The sequence below is a fragment of the Bacillus toyonensis BCT-7112 genome (assembly GCF_000496285.1).
Taxonomy (GTDB): domain Bacteria; phylum Bacillota; class Bacilli; order Bacillales; family Bacillaceae_G; genus Bacillus_A; species Bacillus_A toyonensis.
In genome coordinates, this window is record NC_022781.1 from 279383 (window position 1) to 297797 (window position 18415).

Annotated in this window: 13 protein-coding genes; 4 read left to right on the forward strand and 9 right to left on the reverse strand. The window is 33.9% G+C overall.

Annotated elements, in window-relative coordinates; genetic code table 11:
• The first annotated feature begins 32 nt into the window (after positions 1-32).
• Genes BTOYO_RS01465 through BTOYO_RS01475 form a run of 3 tightly spaced genes read left to right on the forward strand, consistent with a single transcriptional unit; the run spans position 33 to position 3206 of the window.
• Positions 33-962 (forward strand): AAA family ATPase, encoded by a 930-nt coding sequence (locus BTOYO_RS01465; protein WP_023440970.1) that lies wholly within the window; start codon positions 33-35, stop codon positions 960-962.
• Positions 959-2122, forward strand: a complete 1164-nt coding sequence (locus BTOYO_RS01470) for a DUF58 domain-containing protein (protein ID WP_001014405.1) — start codon at positions 959-961, stop codon at positions 2120-2122. Before BTOYO_RS01465 ends, BTOYO_RS01470 begins: the two co-directional genes overlap by 4 nt.
• A complete protein-coding gene (locus BTOYO_RS01475) occupies positions 2097-3206 on the forward strand; it encodes a DUF4018 domain-containing protein (RefSeq protein WP_000860515.1) in 1110 nt (369 codons plus the stop codon). Before BTOYO_RS01470 ends, BTOYO_RS01475 begins: the two co-directional genes overlap by 26 nt.
• A 55-nt stretch (positions 3207-3261) precedes the next feature.
• Here the strand turns inward: BTOYO_RS01475 and BTOYO_RS25750 are convergent.
• The 3 genes from BTOYO_RS25750 to BTOYO_RS01495 form a co-directional block, all read right to left on the reverse strand.
• Positions 3262-4631, reverse strand: a protein-coding gene (locus BTOYO_RS25750; protein ID WP_087945508.1) for an IS3-like element ISBth167 family transposase whose coding sequence is annotated in 2 segments (ribosomal slippage) — positions 3262-4166 and positions 4166-4631 — 1371 coding nt in all. Because the reading frame shifts where the segments join, the coding sequence is not laid out codon by codon here.
• Positions 4632-4731: 100 nt separating this feature from the next.
• Positions 4732-6183, reverse strand: coding sequence for an MFS transporter (locus BTOYO_RS01490; RefSeq protein ID WP_001186948.1), 1452 nt, complete (start codon positions 6181-6183; stop codon positions 4732-4734).
• Positions 6184-6423: 240 nt separating this feature from the next.
• Positions 6424-7641, reverse strand: coding sequence for an aspartate aminotransferase family protein (locus BTOYO_RS01495; protein ID WP_001286451.1), 1218 nt, complete (start codon positions 7639-7641; stop codon positions 6424-6426).
• 274 nt (positions 7642-7915) lie between these two features.
• Here BTOYO_RS01495 and BTOYO_RS01500 point away from each other — a divergent pair, with 274 nt between their 5' ends.
• Positions 7916-9295, forward strand: a complete 1380-nt coding sequence (locus tag BTOYO_RS01500; RefSeq protein ID WP_001003627.1) for a catalase — start codon at positions 7916-7918, stop codon at positions 9293-9295.
• Between the two features lie 218 nt (positions 9296-9513).
• On the opposite strand, the gene colA is transcribed toward BTOYO_RS01500, so the two are convergent.
• The 6 genes from colA to BTOYO_RS01530 form a co-directional block, all read right to left on the reverse strand.
• The gene (gene colA / locus BTOYO_RS01505) at positions 9514-12150 is read right to left on the reverse strand and encodes a collagenase ColA (RefSeq protein ID WP_000241876.1); all 2637 of its coding nucleotides are present in this window, start codon (positions 12148-12150) and stop codon (positions 9514-9516) included.
• A gap of 503 nt (positions 12151-12653) precedes the next feature.
• A complete protein-coding gene (locus BTOYO_RS01510; protein WP_000719364.1) occupies positions 12654-13166 on the reverse strand; it encodes a hypothetical protein in 513 nt (170 codons plus the stop codon).
• A 113-nt stretch (positions 13167-13279) separates the two neighbouring features.
• Positions 13280-15034, reverse strand: a complete 1755-nt coding sequence (locus BTOYO_RS01515) for an adenine deaminase C-terminal domain-containing protein (protein WP_000437107.1) — start codon at positions 15032-15034, stop codon at positions 13280-13282.
• A 356-nt stretch (positions 15035-15390) separates the two neighbouring features.
• Complete coding sequence (locus BTOYO_RS01520) at positions 15391-16557, reverse strand: serine hydrolase domain-containing protein (protein WP_000710625.1); 1167 nt, start codon at positions 16555-16557, stop codon at positions 15391-15393.
• Between the two features lie 258 nt (positions 16558-16815).
• Entirely contained in the window at positions 16816-17322 is a 507-nt protein-coding gene (locus tag BTOYO_RS01525; protein WP_000780146.1) for a DUF3902 family protein, read from the reverse strand.
• A gap of 347 nt (positions 17323-17669) precedes the next feature.
• On the reverse strand, positions 17670-18404 hold the full coding sequence (locus BTOYO_RS01530; RefSeq protein ID WP_000247502.1) for a hypothetical protein: 735 nt from the start codon (positions 18402-18404) through the stop codon (positions 17670-17672).
• Between the last annotated feature and the right edge of the window lie 11 nt (positions 18405-18415).

The window sequence follows — 18415 nt, forward strand, 5'->3', positions numbered from 1 at the left end:
TTAACTCTTTTATAATGAAAGGAATGATACATATGATTCATACATTAAAAGAAAATATAGGGTGTGTGTTTGTTGGTAAAGAAAATGTTATTGATCTACTACTCGTTTCTCTACTTGCTGATGGACATGTACTGCTTGAAGACGTGCCTGGTACCGGGAAAACGTTGCTGGCGAAAACAATTTCAAAAAGTATTGGTGGTAATTTCTCTCGTGTTCAATTTACCCCTGATGTACTTCCGAGTGATGTAACAGGTATTGAATATTTCAATCCGAAAACGAGTGAATTCGAATTAAGACTTGGACCAGTTATGACGAACATTTTACTAGCAGATGAAATTAACCGTGCAATGCCGAGAACACAGTCTAGTTTGTTAGAATCAATGGAAGAACGACAAGTAACGCTTGAAAAACAGTCTACTCCTCTTCCGAAACCGTTCTTTGTTATTGCGACGCAAAATCCAATTGAATCACAAGGAACTTTCCCTCTTCCTGATGCACAGCTCGATCGCTTTTTAATGACAATTGCAATTGGTTATCCGGCCCCAGAAGATGAGTTACAAATGATGCGACGTTTTCGTAACGATACACCATTAGAAAGTGTTACATCTGTTATCTCTTTAGAAGACATTTTAGAAGCGCAGAAACAAGTAAAAGAAATTTTCGTATCAGAACCGTTAGAACATTGCATAATTAAACTTGCGCAAGCTACTCGAAATCACGATTACATTGCTAACGGTGTAAGCCCACGTGCCACTTTAGCTTTAGTGCGCGCAGTTCAAGCATTAGCCTTTTTACGTGGCAGAGAATATTGTACGCCTGAAGATATTCAATTTTTAGTTCCTTCTGTTTGGAATCACCGTATCGTCTTATCAATGGAAGGTGCATTACGCACGACAAAGAATGAAATTATGCAAAGGATTTTAAAAAAAGTTGATGTACCTGTGGAGATTGAACAAGCATGAATGGTCAACGCGTTGTAACTGTACCTTTATTTTTCCAGCTTCATATTATTCAATTAACTGTGCCAGTCGCGTTACTTTTCACATTCTTTTTCCCGCAACGAATGTTTATGTTTCTCTTTTTCTTCTATTATTTATTTGCGATTTTCATTTATAAATACGTCGCTTTCATAGAGAAAAAGTTTCAAGTTATAAATGAGAAACAGACGACTCGGCTATTTCCTGATGAAACTGGACAATTTTTTATTCATTTAAAAAATGGAGCAAGCATACCACTCGTGAATGGGGTTTGTTATTTTCATTTACATTCATCTCTTATACCGCATAAAGATCAAGGAATTGAACAAATTTCAAAGACATTATTCTCCTTTCCATTTTCACAACCTGCACATTCAGCGCAAAAATGGGATTTAACATTAACTGCGACGAAGCGTGGTGTGTTTCAAATTGAACAGTTCGAATGTGTATTAAAAGATCCATTTCATCAATTGAATGTACATTTACCTGTTTTTGATAAATTAAAGACCGAAATTATTGTGTATCCTTCTCCTAAAGAAGTAGCAGGCTTGCAAGAACTTCAGCAACTATTAAATGGTTCATATCGAACAAATTTTTCTTTTTACAATGATGAAACATCTATTATCGGTGTGAAACGATATGAACGTGAATCATTCCGCTCTATTCATTGGAAAGCATCTGCTAAAATGCAGGAATTACAAGCAAAGCAATATGAACCAGTAAAAAATTATAGCTGGACAATTTGTCTATCTTTAGCTGCTAATCGCGGGTTTGGTTGGAGAGATAATGTAGAAGAACTTATTTCATATGCAACATATATTTGCCAGTACGCAACGAAGCAGCAAATTCCGTTTGAATTGTTTATTAGTGTATTAGCAGAAGGTGGCCCTCTGCACTTACCATTAAACGAAGGACAAATGCATTATGGGAAGGCATTAGAGGAATTGGCACGTATTTCAGATGATAGTACACTTCTTCCAAAACAAGGATTTCTTCACTATGTAACGAGAAAAAGAGAACGCTCGTCTACGATGATTTACATCGGTATACAGAAGAATGAGCTCCCTCTTCTAACGCAACCTACATTTCTCATAAATATTGAAGGGATGGTGGAAGCAGTTGAAAACTTGGCTCTATCACGTTAATGACTTTATTCTGCTGCTTCTCCTTTCGTTATTAACGGAAAGAGACGAAATAGTTGGTATTGCTATATTTTTAGCGACCGGTTATGTAGGAGTACTTCTTATTAATAAATTAATGAAGAAAAAAACAACAGGATTTGTAATACTGTTAGTTGCTCAAATAGTCGGTTGTTCTTTCATCCTACCTTTTTCTCTTTTTGGCACAATTATGTTACCGCTTTTCTTCTTTATCGTACATGCAATTGGACCTGGGTATCCGGTGCAAAAGTCGTTAAGCGGTATTTTATGGTTTGTATTTTCAGCTATATTTCATGCCCCTTTTCCACCGTTATGGAAATTGTTATTATTAGTTTTACACATTATGATTACATTTTGGCAAACAGGTTCAAATCGTAATCAACAGCTATTACGTTTCACTTCTATTATTGCCATTGGAACAATTAGTGCTTTACTTATTCCGGTATTCCCTTATATTCGTCTTGTTTTTTCTTATATCGTTCAAGTAGTTGCGTTAGGATTCGGATACGCTATCAATCCGTTGTTTTCGGCAGCTGCATTAAAAGAAACAGATGATTTTTGGTCGAATAAAGGGAATCTAAAAGATCCTACTATTAAAGATGATCTGGAGCCACTTCCTTTTGATCCAACTCTTATAAATAGCATAACCATAATAGTCTGTACCACCATCGCCATTTATATCGTTTGGAAAATAATAAAACATCGAAAACATTTAAGTTTACCAAATATACCATTCTTCGAATCTACAATCATTACTGATAAAGAAGGTATGAGCCAAAAACGAATGAAGCGAAATAAACCACCACATAATGAAATTCGAAAAGAAATTTTCAAGCTGGAAAGTAAATTATCCCCTCCTTTAAACCGGGAACGAGGAGAAACAGTTGAAGTATGGTTAGAAAGAATTCATGATGATGAAGGTATACATATTCAGAGGCATATTATTATAGATGCGTATAATGCAGTACGTTATTCAAATGGTGAAAACGTTGTACTTCTGAATGAATTTAAAGAAGAGGTTCATAAGCTTTATGCGTATGAGAAGAGTTTGAAGAAAAAGAAAAAATGATGTATACAAAAAGACTCCTATTAATGAACTGAACCCAAAAAATTAGACAAATATATTAAGCAGCTACTAAGGATTGAACTCTGTATTGCACAGGGGACAATCCTTTTAGTTTTGTTTTAATTCTTTTGTGATTGTAGTAATGAATATAAGTTTCTAGTTCTTGCTTAAATTGTTCCATACTTTCAAACTCTTTAAGATAAAGTAATTCAGACTTTAATAAGCCAAAGAAATTTTCCATGACTGCATTATCTAAGCAATTTCCCTTACGGGACATACTTTGGATAACGTTATGTTTTTTAAGCGACTGATGATATTGTCGCATTTGATAATGCCAACCTTGATCCGAGTGTAAAATAGGAGTTTCCTTATCATTCAAACGTTGAAACGCCTTATTCAACATTTTAGAAACAAGGGAATAGGCAGGTCTATGTTCTATATTGTAAGCTATAATTTCTCCGTTATATAAGTCTAAAATGGGTGATAGATATAGTTTTTTACCATGTAAGTGGAACTCCGTCACATCTGTTACCCATTTTTCATTTGGTTTTGATGCGTGAAAATTACGTTTTAAAATATTAGGAGCGAATTTCCCGACAGTCCCTTTATATGAACGATATTTTTTTAATCGAACAAGACATTTTAATCCCAGGATATTCATTAAACGTCGAACGGTTTTATGATTTAATGCATGGCCTCGATTACGTAATTCCAATGTAATACGACGATAACCATACCTCCCAAAATTCTCACTAAAGATCTCTTTAATTAATTCTTTAACTTTCTTATATTTATCTGGACGTTTCGCTTGTTTCATCCAGTAATAGTACGTACTACGAGCGATATTAGCGACTTTCACAAGGTCAACGACCTTGTATTTATGCCTTAATTCATAAATCAATTGCGCTTTGTCTTGGTCTGTGATGTTTTCTTCTTTTGAACTAAGGCATTCAACTTTTTTAAATAGTCATTTTCCATACGCAGACGTTCATTCTCTGCTTGTAGCGCTTCTATAGAACCTTCAAGAGATACTTCGTTTTGTTTTAAATGTTGTAGCTTAGCTTTTTCTTTGGCCATGGTTAGACGCCCCTTTTTCTTTGATTTTAGGGCATCTAATCCTTCTGTTTCATATGCTACTTTCCATTTTCGGAGTGTTTCGCAAGAAGGAATATTAAAAAAAGCAGCTGTTTCTCTCAGAGATGTCCCATTTTCATTCATATAATGAATTACATCTAGTTTATACTCGAGAGAGTAAGTTGTATAGCGTTTTTCAAACGCCTTTTCCCCTGAAAATTCAAACCGTTTAATCCATTGATAAAGTTCTCTAGGATAAACCCCTATAGAATTAGCAATGGTTTTTCCGCCTTCCGTACCTTCTAGATATCGTTTTACTGCTTGTATTTTATCTTTTGAAGAAAATTTAGCCATAAAAAATGCACCTCCAATTGTTAATTATGTGTCTAACAATTGGGGTGCACTTCATTAAACTAGGAGTCTTTTTGTAAAAGTCCACGTTGCTTTTCACAAATTATGCTTTTTTTCCTGCTTCAATTTCTAAAGATTCTTCATGCCACCAAAGTGTTTCTTCCGGATCCTCTTTAGCAATTTGGCGTGCTTCTTTTTTCGATTCTACTGTAGGATATGAACCTTTTAGCGCACGTCCTGATGTTGTAACGAATAGTACACTAAATACGACTAATCCAATTATACTTACACCTGCTAAATAAAATGCTGGTGCGAGCGGATTACCGGTTGCATGAACTAAGTATGAACATACGAGCGGTGTTGTTCCACCGAATATAGATACAGAAATATTAAAGGAGATCGAGAGTGCTCGATAACGTACATCGGTGAAAAAGAGTGATGGTAATAACGAAGGTAGTGTTCCTTCATACACACTTAGGAAGAAACCTAATACGAAAATACCTGCAAATATAGCTGCAATATGTCCGTTACCTATTAGTAAAAATGCTGGAATTGCAAATACGCTTAAACCAAGTAAACCAATTTGCACGACGCGTTTATTACCAATTTTATCACTTAATTTACCGAAATAAAGTGCTAATGGAATCATAAGTGCCATCGTAATTGAAATAATTAATAAGCCAGTTGTTTCTTTGACTTTAAGTACTTGAGTTAAATAAGAAGGAATATACGAAAGAATCATATAATTCGTAATATTAAAGAAGGCGACAATTACTGTGCTTAATAAGAAGTCTTTTTTGTGATATTTAATAATATCCATAAATGAAAATTGTTCATTGTCTTCAGATTCCTCTTGTGCTTTTTCCATCTCTTCAAAGATGGGAGATTCATCTAAATGACGGCGTAAATATAAACCGACCAAGCCTATTGGTGCAGCTATTAAGAAAGGAATACGCCAGCCCCAGCTGAGCATTTGCTCATCTGTTAACAATAACGTTAAAATGGTAACAATTACCGAAGCAGCAATGTAACCTGAGAGTGTTCCAATTTCAAGACCACTACCGAGTATACCACGCTTTTTATCTGGAGAAGATTCTGCGATATAAACCATTGCTCCTGAATATTCGCCGCCTGTAGAGAAGCCTTGAATCATTCGGGCAACTAAAAGTAGTATTGGTGCCCATACACCAATTTGTTCATAGGTTGGTAGTAATGCGATGAATAATGTAGAAAGTGCCATTAAAATAATAGTAGTACTTAATACGATTTTTCGGCCATACTTATCTCCTATTCTACCAAAGAATACACCTCCGATTGGTCGAACGAGAAAGGCCGCTGCAAATGTACCAAATGTAAGTACAAGCTGCAAACCGCTATTATTAACACCTGAGAAGAATAATTGACTTAAAATTACCGCTAAATACGCGTATAATCCGAAGTCAAACCACTCCATTGCATTCCCTATACCAGTAGCAACCACTGCTTTCCTGGCTTGTTTAGGATTGACAATATTAACGTCTTGAGGTTCAAAATTTAAATCATTATTTTGTTGCATATAATAAAACAGCTCCTTGTTTAATTTAACTTCTTTAAGCACACCTTCTCTTATTGAATAAAATTAATTCGAAGCACTTAAGGAAAATTAATGTCTCCTTATCTGTTATTATTGTTTCACATAATTAATTATTTGTCCAATGAGATGCTCTCTATGTTAAGTAATTTACTATTTTAAAAAGCTGAAGAAGGCGCTAAAATAGCGCCTTCTTCAGCTTTTTATATTTTTTTTATATTTTTTTTAAATACTTGCTGTAGCTGCTATGCTATGAACACAGGAAATAAACTCATAAGTGAATGCGTCAATTTCCTCTTTCGTAATAATATACGGCGGAAGTAATCGAATAATATTCCCTTGTGTTACATCGACTAACATTCCTTTATTCATTAGCTCAATCTGTAATTTCTTCACATTTTCATTCGTGTCATTCACACTTATCCCAAACATCATCCCCACATGACGAACTTCCTGAATATAATAAGAATTTTCTTTCTGAATGTCTTGCAGTTTATCATTCAAATATAGTGACGTTTCATAAGCTTCTTGCATTAACCCATCATCAAGTAATGTATTTAATACCGTTAAACCTAAAGCTGTTCCCATTGATGAATGAGCAAATGTAGTGCCATGATCTCCTGGTGAAAATACATCGCATAGCTTTTCACCTACAATAATTCCCCCTAGCGGTATCCCTCCTCCTGCGCCTTTACCAATTTGAATAATATCCGGTGTAATATTAGAATTTTGATAAGCGAACAATTTCCCCGTTCTACCCATACCACTTTGTACTTCATCAACGATAAGCAGCACATTATACTTGTCACAAAGATGTTGAACACCATATAAATATTCACTTGATAAAGGATATATCCCGCCACTTCCTAATACAGGCTCTAACATAATTGCAATAGGCTTTTCATTTAAAATTGTTTCTTCTAATTGCTCTATATTCTCACGCTCTACTTCGTATACAGGAATAGATGTTTTAGGGAAACTTTGATATACATTTTCTTGTCTCGTAAAATGAAGTGCCCCTAACGTTCGCCCGTGGAAACTACCTTTGAGCACAACGACACCTTCTCGCTCTTCATTCGTAATAGATCTATATTTATCAATTAATTTCAACGTTGTTTCTGTCGCTTCCGTACCAGAGTTTGTAAAAAATACTTTGCCGTTTTTTAAAGAGTACTCAACTAATTTCTTTGCATACTCAATCGCAACTGGGTTTAAAAAGTGAAATGGAAGATGCAACGATTTCGTAACTTGCTCCATTGTCGTTTGCACAATTTTAGGATGATTGTATCCTAATACATTTACTCCTACGCCAGAAAACATATCTAAATACTCTTTTCCATTCACATCATACAGTTGACAACCTTCTCCTCTTTCTATTGCAACCTCCGTACGGCAATACGTAGGCATCATATATTCTTTATCTAATTGAAACCAATCCGACATGTTCATTTCCTCCTAGTTATTTTTACTATTTTTTTAATGACCATTATCTATAAAGTTATTTATCAATTAATTTTTAAGATTAAAATTTTAATAGTGTGTTTTCTCTTTCCGATATTCATTTTTCCATAATTTCTTCTATTTCAACAGGTCCACTCTATATGCGTTTTTTTCATCTAGCGGTATGTTACTACTTTGAACTTTGTATGTAATACATAATCAAGGCTATAGAATCATATTTAGTAACAATCGAAGAAAAAATTTGGAGGCTATATCGATGAATGAAAAATATAATAAAAAGAGGCAACCCTTATTAGGAGAAGACCTTAATCAAAATCGAGAACTTAATGAACAAGCTACACTTCACTCTCAAACAGTCGGTTCACGTGGACCTGTTCTCAAGCAAGATAGTGTACTGCATGAAACGTTACAAGAATTTATACATGAAAAAATTGTAGAAAGACCTGTTCATGTAAAAGGTTTTGGGGCATTCGGTTATTTTCAAACGATCTATCCGATGTCTGCACATACAAAGCTAAGTTTTTTACAACATTCTAATGAGAAAGTTCCTGTTATGGTACGGTTTTCGTTAGCTGTTAGTACGAAAGGAACACCAGATACTTCTAGAAATGTACGCGGATTTTCCACAAAATTTTATACAAAAGAAGGCGTTTTCGATCTTTTATGTAATCACATTCCTGTCTTTTCCGTTCGTGATCCGATGCGTTTCCCTGAAACGATTAAAGCGTTGTTGCCTTCACCTAAAAATAACTTAATAGATCCGGATAGATTTTGGCATTTTGTCGCTAGAGCACCCGAATCCATTCATTTTGTTGTCCGTTTATACTCTAATGTCGGTACGGTAAAAAGTCTTCGTCACATCCCAGGACATAGTGTAAATACATACGTTTGGAGAAATGCTGAAGGCAATCGAAAGTACGTAAAGTATCATTGGTATCCTTTTGAAGGTGTACAATTCATTACTAGTAAGGAAGCTACTAAACTAGCTGCTGAAAATCCGGATTATAGTGGGAAAGATTTATATGATGCAATTGAGGCTGGTAAATCCGTGGAGTATGGTTTATATGTCCAGCTCATGGATCCAAAAGATGAAGTACATCTTTCTTATGATCCGCTAGATGATACAAAAGTATGGGATGAAAAGATGTACCCTCTTATACCAGTCGGTAAAATGGTATTAAATAAAAACCCTGAAAATTATATGGAACAAGTAGAAAAAGTCGCCTTCTCCCCTTCTAATTTACTAGATGGTGCAGAACTATCTGATGATAAAATGTTGCAAGGGCGTGCTAACATTTATAGCGATTCTCAAAGAAGAAGAATTGGACCCGAATTTCGAAAATTAGCGATTAACCAACAGCAAAATTGGACACCTGCTAATCAAATAACAAGCGGTGATGGAAGGTATGTTGAAGGTAAACTTGAAAGAGCTCCTATAACGAAACAGAATGACTTTACGCAGGCTGGTGAATTTTATACGCAGTTAAAACCAATAGAAAAAGAATATCTTGCTGAAAATTTAGCTAATGATTTGAAAGGTATATCTGATGATATTAGGAAGATCGTTTTGGAGTATTTCAATCGAGTATCCACTGATTTGAAAACAAAAATTGAGACAAAAATGAAAGAGCATTAAGAAGATTAAAACATACTTTCCGAATGAGAATTCAAATCTATATTAATTATTTTCTTGTCAAAATCCAATGAGTTTATTTAATTAAAAAATGTAAAGCCAATATATCCCTGTTCTATAATTAGAACAGGGATATATTGAAGTAGTTTAATGTTTAACATTAAATACTTTATTTCGCTAAAAAATGCAATAAGTAGCCTTTCAAAACAAACTATAGTAAACTACTTTACTTGTACCGTATAATTCCCTGTTCCACCACCATACTTATATACACTTAAGTAATATTTCCCTGGCTTTGCATTATAATTTCCAAGCAATTTGTTTCCATCACGTTTTGTTGCATAAGCTACATAATTGTTTAGATCTGATTCAGAATATAATACCCAGTTCAGTCCCAGATTTTGTTCGTTCGTAACAGAAATTTGTAAATCTTTTTGATCCTTTACATCAATAACAAATTTATCTCCCTGATCTTGATCGCTCAAGGTTCCTCTTAACAAAATATTCAAAGATAGTGGGTTTGCTGTTTCAAATGAATTATTTGGTTCTTTTTCTACAGCCGTACCTTCTTCCGTATTTACTCCGCTAAACACAACATCATATTCAAATTGTCCAGCATGATTAACACGGTAATTTATAAAATAAGCAGTCAATGTTTTATATCCAGTCCACTCTTTTCCTGAAATACGTTTCAACATTTCATTTGTTGCTTCATTCATTACTTTCCAATCCTCAATCTCTCCTTTTGCTGAACTTCCAGTATATGTCCCCTGTAGTGTAAATGTATTAAAGAATTGTGATTTATTCTTTGTTACTTTCACACCTTTTAACTTTGCTTCATTCGTAATATCTGAAGTAATGTCCGAAAGCGATTTTGGATCATGCTGCGCTAAGTACTCATCTGATACTTGTGGGATTGTATACTTATCGCGATTATCTATAAGCATTTGCATATAAGATTGATATTCTTCATTTAAGTTATTATCTTTGCTTAATGCAGAACGGTATGCGTCGTAACTTGAAACATCATTTGCACGAATTAAATCATGCACTTTATCGAACATTTCAGGACGTTTATTATACATATATGATTGCAATGCAAACGAATAGTTATAAAAATCCCACGTTCCATATTTCGCATTTAATGTTTGTGATGCTGTATAGCGTTTTGCAGGATCATTAGATAACCCACCAATTATACTTTTTCGCGGTACTACACTATTTAATCGCGTTGAACCTGCAAAGAACTCTGCATTTCCTTCTTCAAACCATGTTAAACGTTCATTTTGATACATTTCCCCTTGGCCCCATAATCCCTGAACCTCGTACCTTCCTTGTAAGTAGTGTGTAAATTCATGGCGGAACAATTCTTCCAAACTATAAATACTTTGCTCTGGTGTACGTTCATATGTAAAGAAAGTTCCCGTTCCTTCAATATAAATTCCACCATTATTCGTTTCATATCCGTACAGTTGACGATTAAATTGATACTCATCTGGACTATTATAAATAACCATCGTTAGCACATCATCCGCATGTCCATTTTCAAGTGGTTTATCGCTACCAACTGTACGATAAAATTGAGAACGTACTTCTTTCGCTGCCCAGTATAGTCGCTTAATTTTCTCTTCACTAACCTTATCCCCAGCTTTAAAGACAATTGCTCCATCATCAAACGTATACGTTTTCGGTAAATATTTCTTTTTACCCTCTTCTCGAATTTGATCTAAATTTACAGTTTTTCCGTTCGCATCTATTCCTCCATAATTTGTAGTAATTTGTTCTGCCGCAACAAAGTATTGCTCTCCTAAAAATGGATAAATTCGCATTGCATCTGTAACAACTTGTTGTCCTTTTGTCGGCGTGCTATGAAGCTTGCCCAATCGGCCAGCATAGTAAATTCCGTTATTTATTAACCATCCATTTTTATCTGATACAGTACCAAGTAGTGCGAAACGACTTACTTCATTAATAAAGTTATCGATATTTCGATACCATATCGTATCTTTCGGCTCTTTTCCAGTCGTGTACATATCCGTCTGAATATCAAAGTCAATTCCCTTCATCAACTCATATATAGCGTCTCCTTTTGTTCGGTCTTCAATGAAAGTTGCAAGATTATCGTTATATTGTTTAAAAATTTCACCTGCATATAAAACCGTTTCAACATCTGCTGATGCATTTCCAATTAATTTTCCATATGATGAAATTACTTTATTTTGTTCTGATGTACCAAGTTTGAAATTTGGATTTTTTGCAATTGTTTTTAAAGCTGGTAAACATTTATCATGGTAGCTACGCTCATTTAGTTTGCTTAATTCATCATGGTAAAAACCTAAATAAAATGCTGCACGTAGCGCTTCTACTAATGTTTCAATCCCTTTTGAGTCATCTTTCGTATAAGCTTGTCCTTGTTCTGCTAGTTTATTAATAATCGCTTGCATTCGGCTATCATCTTGATAGAATTTAAGACTATCACTATTAAACTGAAATAATTCCGGAATTTGATACCATTTAATAGTCACAAGAAGATCAGTTAATTGTTTGTTACTTAATTGATTTAACTCAGCCATCGAATACTTTTTTTCTTCAGCTAACGGTTTAATATTATCGGTTGGTGCTAGTGGACGCTGCGATAAATCCGCTAACTTTAACCGTTTTGTAAAAGATGCATTTTCTTGTACTTTTGAAGGGTGCGCCAATTCATCAACAGATTTCTGTATGCCAACCGGCTCCATTTGTAATACGTTCTTCACATTTTTCTCTTTTGTCTCTGCTTGAATTTGCAAACCATTACATGTTATTGTCACTAGTCCAACACCAAGAATCCACTTAGAAATTTTCGAATATTTAACCATACCATTGCCCCCTAATAATTTAAAAGAAAATTCTGAATTTTAAAATCAAAAAACTACTTATTTATATGTATTTACAGTTCCGCTATAAATACAACTATGATCAATAATGCAATAGTAGCTTGTTTTATACTATTACGAGTACAGATTCCTTATATACAATCTCCCTTCCTTACATGTAATACAAGCAAAAACTGTGCCAATCATATTTCTTATGAATAGCCAACATTCTTTTATAAATACTGTAGAATAAAATATACATAGGTGGTTCGACAATGTATAAATCATTTGACACAAAATCTAATTTTTATGAAGAACAAATTCATTGAATGTTATAAGTTCATTAGCAAGTACATAATTTTCAACTAACAACATCGCAAATTTTTAAATCTCTCAAAAAAGGTAAACAAACATATTCCATAAAGCTAATATGTTTGTTTACCTTTTCCGATTTCAAATCAACAGCAAGATATCGTTGAATAAAAGCAGCATTAATACGTATTTTGTTATTCATTTCTCTTTTTCATATAATCTTTTTCACATTGTAACGGTTTGAATTTCACTTTTTTCCCTTTCTTCTTTTTCGTTTTTATAACGAGCCATTCCCCTTTTTCAACGTCTAGTTTTAGGCGTTTCATTACATTGATATTATCGTTTTCTTTATAAAGTAAAAATGCCTCTTGCGCCCTTACAAATAAGCTCGGCTGCTCGCTAAATCCACCACTATCATAAATTTTAGTTAGCGAATTATAATAAGAATCATTTTCCTTTCCACCATACATCAAATGGGCAGCCTCCAAATCTCTTTTACTTACTTCCCAAAAACTATGTTCATCAATATTTAAATTAAATGTGGATTTAATGTCCTGTATTATATTCTTCACATACTTTTCATCTCGAATTTTCCTTTCTTCGAGACAATCCGAAGATAACCTTGGTGCATCTGATTGAGAATGTACAACGTGTTGTATCGATACACACAGAATAAATATGCTTAAAATGTAAAATATTTTTTTCATATTTACATATCACCTCAAATGATTTAGATACTATATCATTTGAGGCTTACAATATTCTTATGCTAATAAAAGGAAAGATCCTATAAAATAAAATTTTTATAGGATCTTTCCTTTTAATATTGCTTTATCAAATTCACGGGCTGGGCAACTACCTTACTACTTTTCACATCATATAATCCTATAGGTGTTACTCGTATAAACGGCAAGTGCGTCGCAGAAAAGAATAAAATGGTAAATGCTGGATCATCATACGCGTAGCCACGCTCTTGTAGTAATTTCACCATCTTTTTCTCTTCCTGTATTAATTCACTCATTTTTAAATCGGACATAATCCCGAGCAACTGTAATGCAATTTCGTGTAACACTTCATTGTTTTCTGCTATGACCATTCCACCACCGAGCTCTTTTACTCTACGAAAAGCTGTAAGCATATCTTCTTTCCTTTTTCCGATAAGAATAATGTCACCTGTACCAGAATAAGAACTTGCAAGACCTCCTAATTCATTTACAAAACCTTTCACAACTGTATTCACTCGCCAAGTACCATCGCGGGCAATCATCATTAGGAAACATTCATCATGTTCCATGGAAAGTTCATCACAGTCTAAGTCGATTTCGCTAACATATGGTTTTGTTATAACATTGTTTAACAAGTGTATACCCGTTTTATTAGAAAAAATCATATGTTCTTTTTCTATAGACCAGTCTAATGATAATGGGGTTACTTTAAATTCACTCCAGTTTATATGTAATGATTTATTTTTGTTTACTCCGTCACGCTTCACCCATTTTCCCTTTGCAATTACACTAATTGGCACCGGATTTTCTTTACTTTCCAAAATATTAATATTGGCGATTCTCCCTGTCGCAATGGAGCCATGTAAATGCTCCATATTATAATAACGAGCAATGTTATAACTTGCCATATGGTAAGCATCTATTGCCGGAATTCCTTGCTCAATCGCTATTTCTATCAATCTATTCGTCATTCCGTTTTCATAAAATGACGGATGTGAACCATCTGTTGTAAAAATGAATCTATCAAATTGCTTAACACCTAATTCTAGTAATTCTTTCAATAAAACTTTTAAATCTGGACGAATCGAAGAATTTCTAAGAGAAACAGTGTAGCCTTGCATAAGGCGCGTGAAAGCTTCCTGTCCTGTCATCGCTTCATGATCACAATCTGTACCTAACAGTTTTAACTTCGCTAAAGTCGTTTCAGATGCCCCCGGAAAATGTCCTTCTACTTTTTTCTGTAACCGCTTCGTTTCCTGCACCCAATTTAACATTCCATCATCGCCATGTAATAGTTTCGGCCATGCTGTTAACTCGCCGCCTTGAAGAACTGCGTCATGCTTTAGCCACTCTATTATTTCTTCACTATTAAATAAAGATTCCCCTTTTTGCAATTCAGTCTGTCCATCAAAACGACACCACCAATACATACTTGCCGGAACCTTTTTAAATTCATCTAATAAACGAAATGCTTCTTCACGTTGTAATGTGAAAAATAAAGTTAAATTATCATTAATAAAAGTTGTCGTCCCAAATTGCATCGCATGATTCGCTAACGTCTCTGGATTATACAATTGATATGGATGTGCATGCGGTTCGATGTAACTAGGCACTACATGCTTTCCATCGCAATCAATCACTTCACATTCACTTAGTTGCTCTGGCAATTTTTCTCCTACATATACAATGCGGTCATCATAGATCCAAATATTCGCTTTCATCCACTCACGCATATACGAATTTAGGTATGTTGCATTCCTTAATAAAATGTGTGGACTTCTTTTACCATCTAATACTTCAACATGTTCTCGTAATTGCTTGTTAGTCCATTTAAAATGATTTTGTTCCATTGTATTCAACTCCAAATCAACTCATAATTATTTTGATTAAAACGAGAAATATTTAACTAACTAAAGTATTTTCTATGCATAACTCCCCTATTGATGCCCCTATACCCTTCATTATATGGAACGATTTCAAAAATAACAATTTTCAGAATCATATACATACCTCTTTTATCCAAAATAAAAAGAATGTCATGTAACTGACATCCTTTTTATTTTTATCGTAAGCTATACGATTGATTTTCACTTTGAAATACACTTGATGCCCTATCATAAATGCTACTACTGTCCATAGTTGCGCATTTAACAAAGTACCTCTTTTATATACAACTATAACAAAATTCCATTCATTTTCTTTTCATCTATTTATTAAATTCAATTTGCATCATTTTATTAAACTGCGAAACAATATCGACCTCATCTAAAGAGTTAATACTGACAGCCAATGTATGTTTACCACCAATTACTCCGCCAGCAAAAGTTGTAAATCCGGGAATTCCTCCTCCGTGACCCCAAACTGAAACACCGTTTGGAAGTTTAGTCTCATAGATTCCAAGACCATACCCATCACCAACCGCTTTTCCTTCTACAGGAACTGTAGTAAGCATTTCTTTTAGCTCTCGTTCCTTCAATAACTTACCACTGAGTAAAGATGAAAAGAATTTATTTAAATCATCCGCATTAGAAATCATATCTCCAGCTGAATTAGCTAAACTCGGATTATAATACGTAATGTCTTTCAACTCGCTCGTTCCTTCGGTTTTCACATACCCACGAGCATGATTCTTTCCTGGGATGACAGGTGAATTACCTGGTAAAAACGTATTTGACAAGTCCAAAGGTTCAATAATTCGCTTTTCGATTTCTTCCGCATAACTATTACCAGTTATTTTTTCAATAAGCATTCCTAGTATTACGTATCCTGTGTTTGAATACGACCAGCCTTTACCTGGCGAAAAATCTGGAGGCAGAGAAAGGCCTATTTTCACTATTTCTTCTGCTGTATACGTTTTTTTCGAATTCATTATGTCAGCATCTTTTGACTTTAAATATTCAGCTATACCGCTCGTATGATTCAAAAGTTGGCGTATCGTAATTTGATTACCATCATACCCATTTCCTTGAATGAGGCCCGGTAGCCACTTTTCAATTGAATCGTCAAGTTGAACGCGATTTTCTCCAACTAATTGTAGAACAGTCGTGGCAGTAAAAGTTTTCGTCACACTACCAATCCGAAAGCGATAATCTGATTTCACCGGTTTCTTTGTACTTAAATCTGCTACGCCAGCAGTATAACTACTCGTTTTTCCGTTATTATACGCCTTAGCTAATATCCCTGGAGCGCCAAGCTGTACTGTTTCCTGCATTACTTGTTTCCAGCCATTACGATTCTTTTGATCATGTACTTGTGACGAACTAGAAATATTTTGAGTTGACTCTGCAGTCACAGTAAAATCAGGTGTGAATAGAGCAGTACCCGCTAATAAAACTGCAAAACTTGCTAACTTAATTGAATTACATTTTTTCATAAGGCTTTCTCTCCTCCATTAATATCGGATTGATTCAAGCTATACTTTCATCCTATATGATAAATCTCTCTTTTTTCTTATCCATTCCTTACGAAATACTTACGTTTAAATTTAAATACGGTAAACTGAGGAAGAGTTATGCATGCAAATAAAAAGAGAACATGTTTTCATTTTTTATGTAAACATGTTCTCATAAACATTTAAAATTCTATATCAACTTTTTATTCTATTCTTTAAACAACTAATCTTTTTTCACTTTTACCATCCTGCACTGGCGTTCATACCATTTCCGATAATAGTAAGAAATAATGGCCACAGTACTGGCCCTAACGTAAGAAATATATTTAGAAGTATAAGTATTCTATATCCCACGGTAAAATTATTATTTTTACGATTTACCAATACTAAAATAAATAATAATATTATGGTCGTTAAAAATAAAAATAGAATTAGCAACCAATACCAAACCATTAAACTGAGACTCCATGGTGTTAATAGCTCGTGTATTATACCAAATATGATTCCTAATACCCCAAAACTAAAGGTAGTAACTGTTGATTTTATAAGCAATTTATTTAATGTTTTTTCATATGTATTTTTACAATATAAATCTATTAAAGTGAATAAAGATAAATATGCCATTAATACACCTACCCAAGACAATAACCAGTCCCCGCCACCTCTAAATAACAAGAACATCAACCAACACATACCTACTGCAGAAAAAATAAAGGAAATAAGTATGCTTTTTAATACCAGTTTCATTATATTTTCACATCCTTAAAAATAAATTGTAAGTTTTTACTAAACTCATGTAATTTTTTTATTAACATGCTACCCATTAATTGTTTAGTTTTAGTGCATCTTTTTTTCATTTTATATTAATAAAACAAAGATACACTCATAAATAATTTAAGAAGCAATACTATACAAAGAGTTACATATAGCTTATATATTCTTCCATTGGTAGAGATATAAAAAATTAAGTATACATTAACATGCAATTAAATATAAGTAAATAAAATTAATTTACAATTAATTTCATTCACTTATATAATTTTTATATTTAGATTAATTACGCCATCTTTTTTATTTTGAAATAGTACATTCTGCTATTCATACCGCCCTTTTCCATCCCGTTCTATCCACTGTATAGTCTTCTCTATATCTAACTCCGTATACGCCTTTTCCCCATACCGAACTGACTCATATAACGGAATAATATCTCTCGATCTACAAATTCTCTCTAGCCATTGTTGCATCGTTTCATAGGACCTTCTCTGTTCATGAAATGGTAAAGTTCTTTCCCATTTAACTAAGCTTTTCCTTATTTTATCTGTAGGTAACGAATGCTCTGACCGATGAATGACTTTTTCATTCTTTACGTTTCTTACCGTATCTTCTTTTGTTACCGATTGTTTCTCCTGTTCTATTTCTGATTTCGTTAACTTTTTCCTAATAGATTTGTAGAGAAAATATATAATTACCACTGCAATAACTACATAAAAAACTATACTAATCCATGAATTTGAAAGCACCGAAAATACGTTTCTCCATGAACTTTCCTTTTCAAAACCTTTAAATTTTTTACCCGTTGTCGTTCTCTCACCATTATCTCCTACTTTTTTCTCTTCTAAAGGTGTTCCATAACCTTCAGTATCACCGTAGTTTATAGTTTCCTTATAAATTTTTTCAGGTTTCTTTTCACTAAAAAAACGCTCTTTTACTATATCTTGTACATACACAACACCTTGTGATAACGTTATCGCACTAATCGCAAAGAAAAGTATGATTAAGGTTCTTACACTCCATAACTTCACTTTCATATGCCGCTTTTTATTTACCATGACATAAGCCC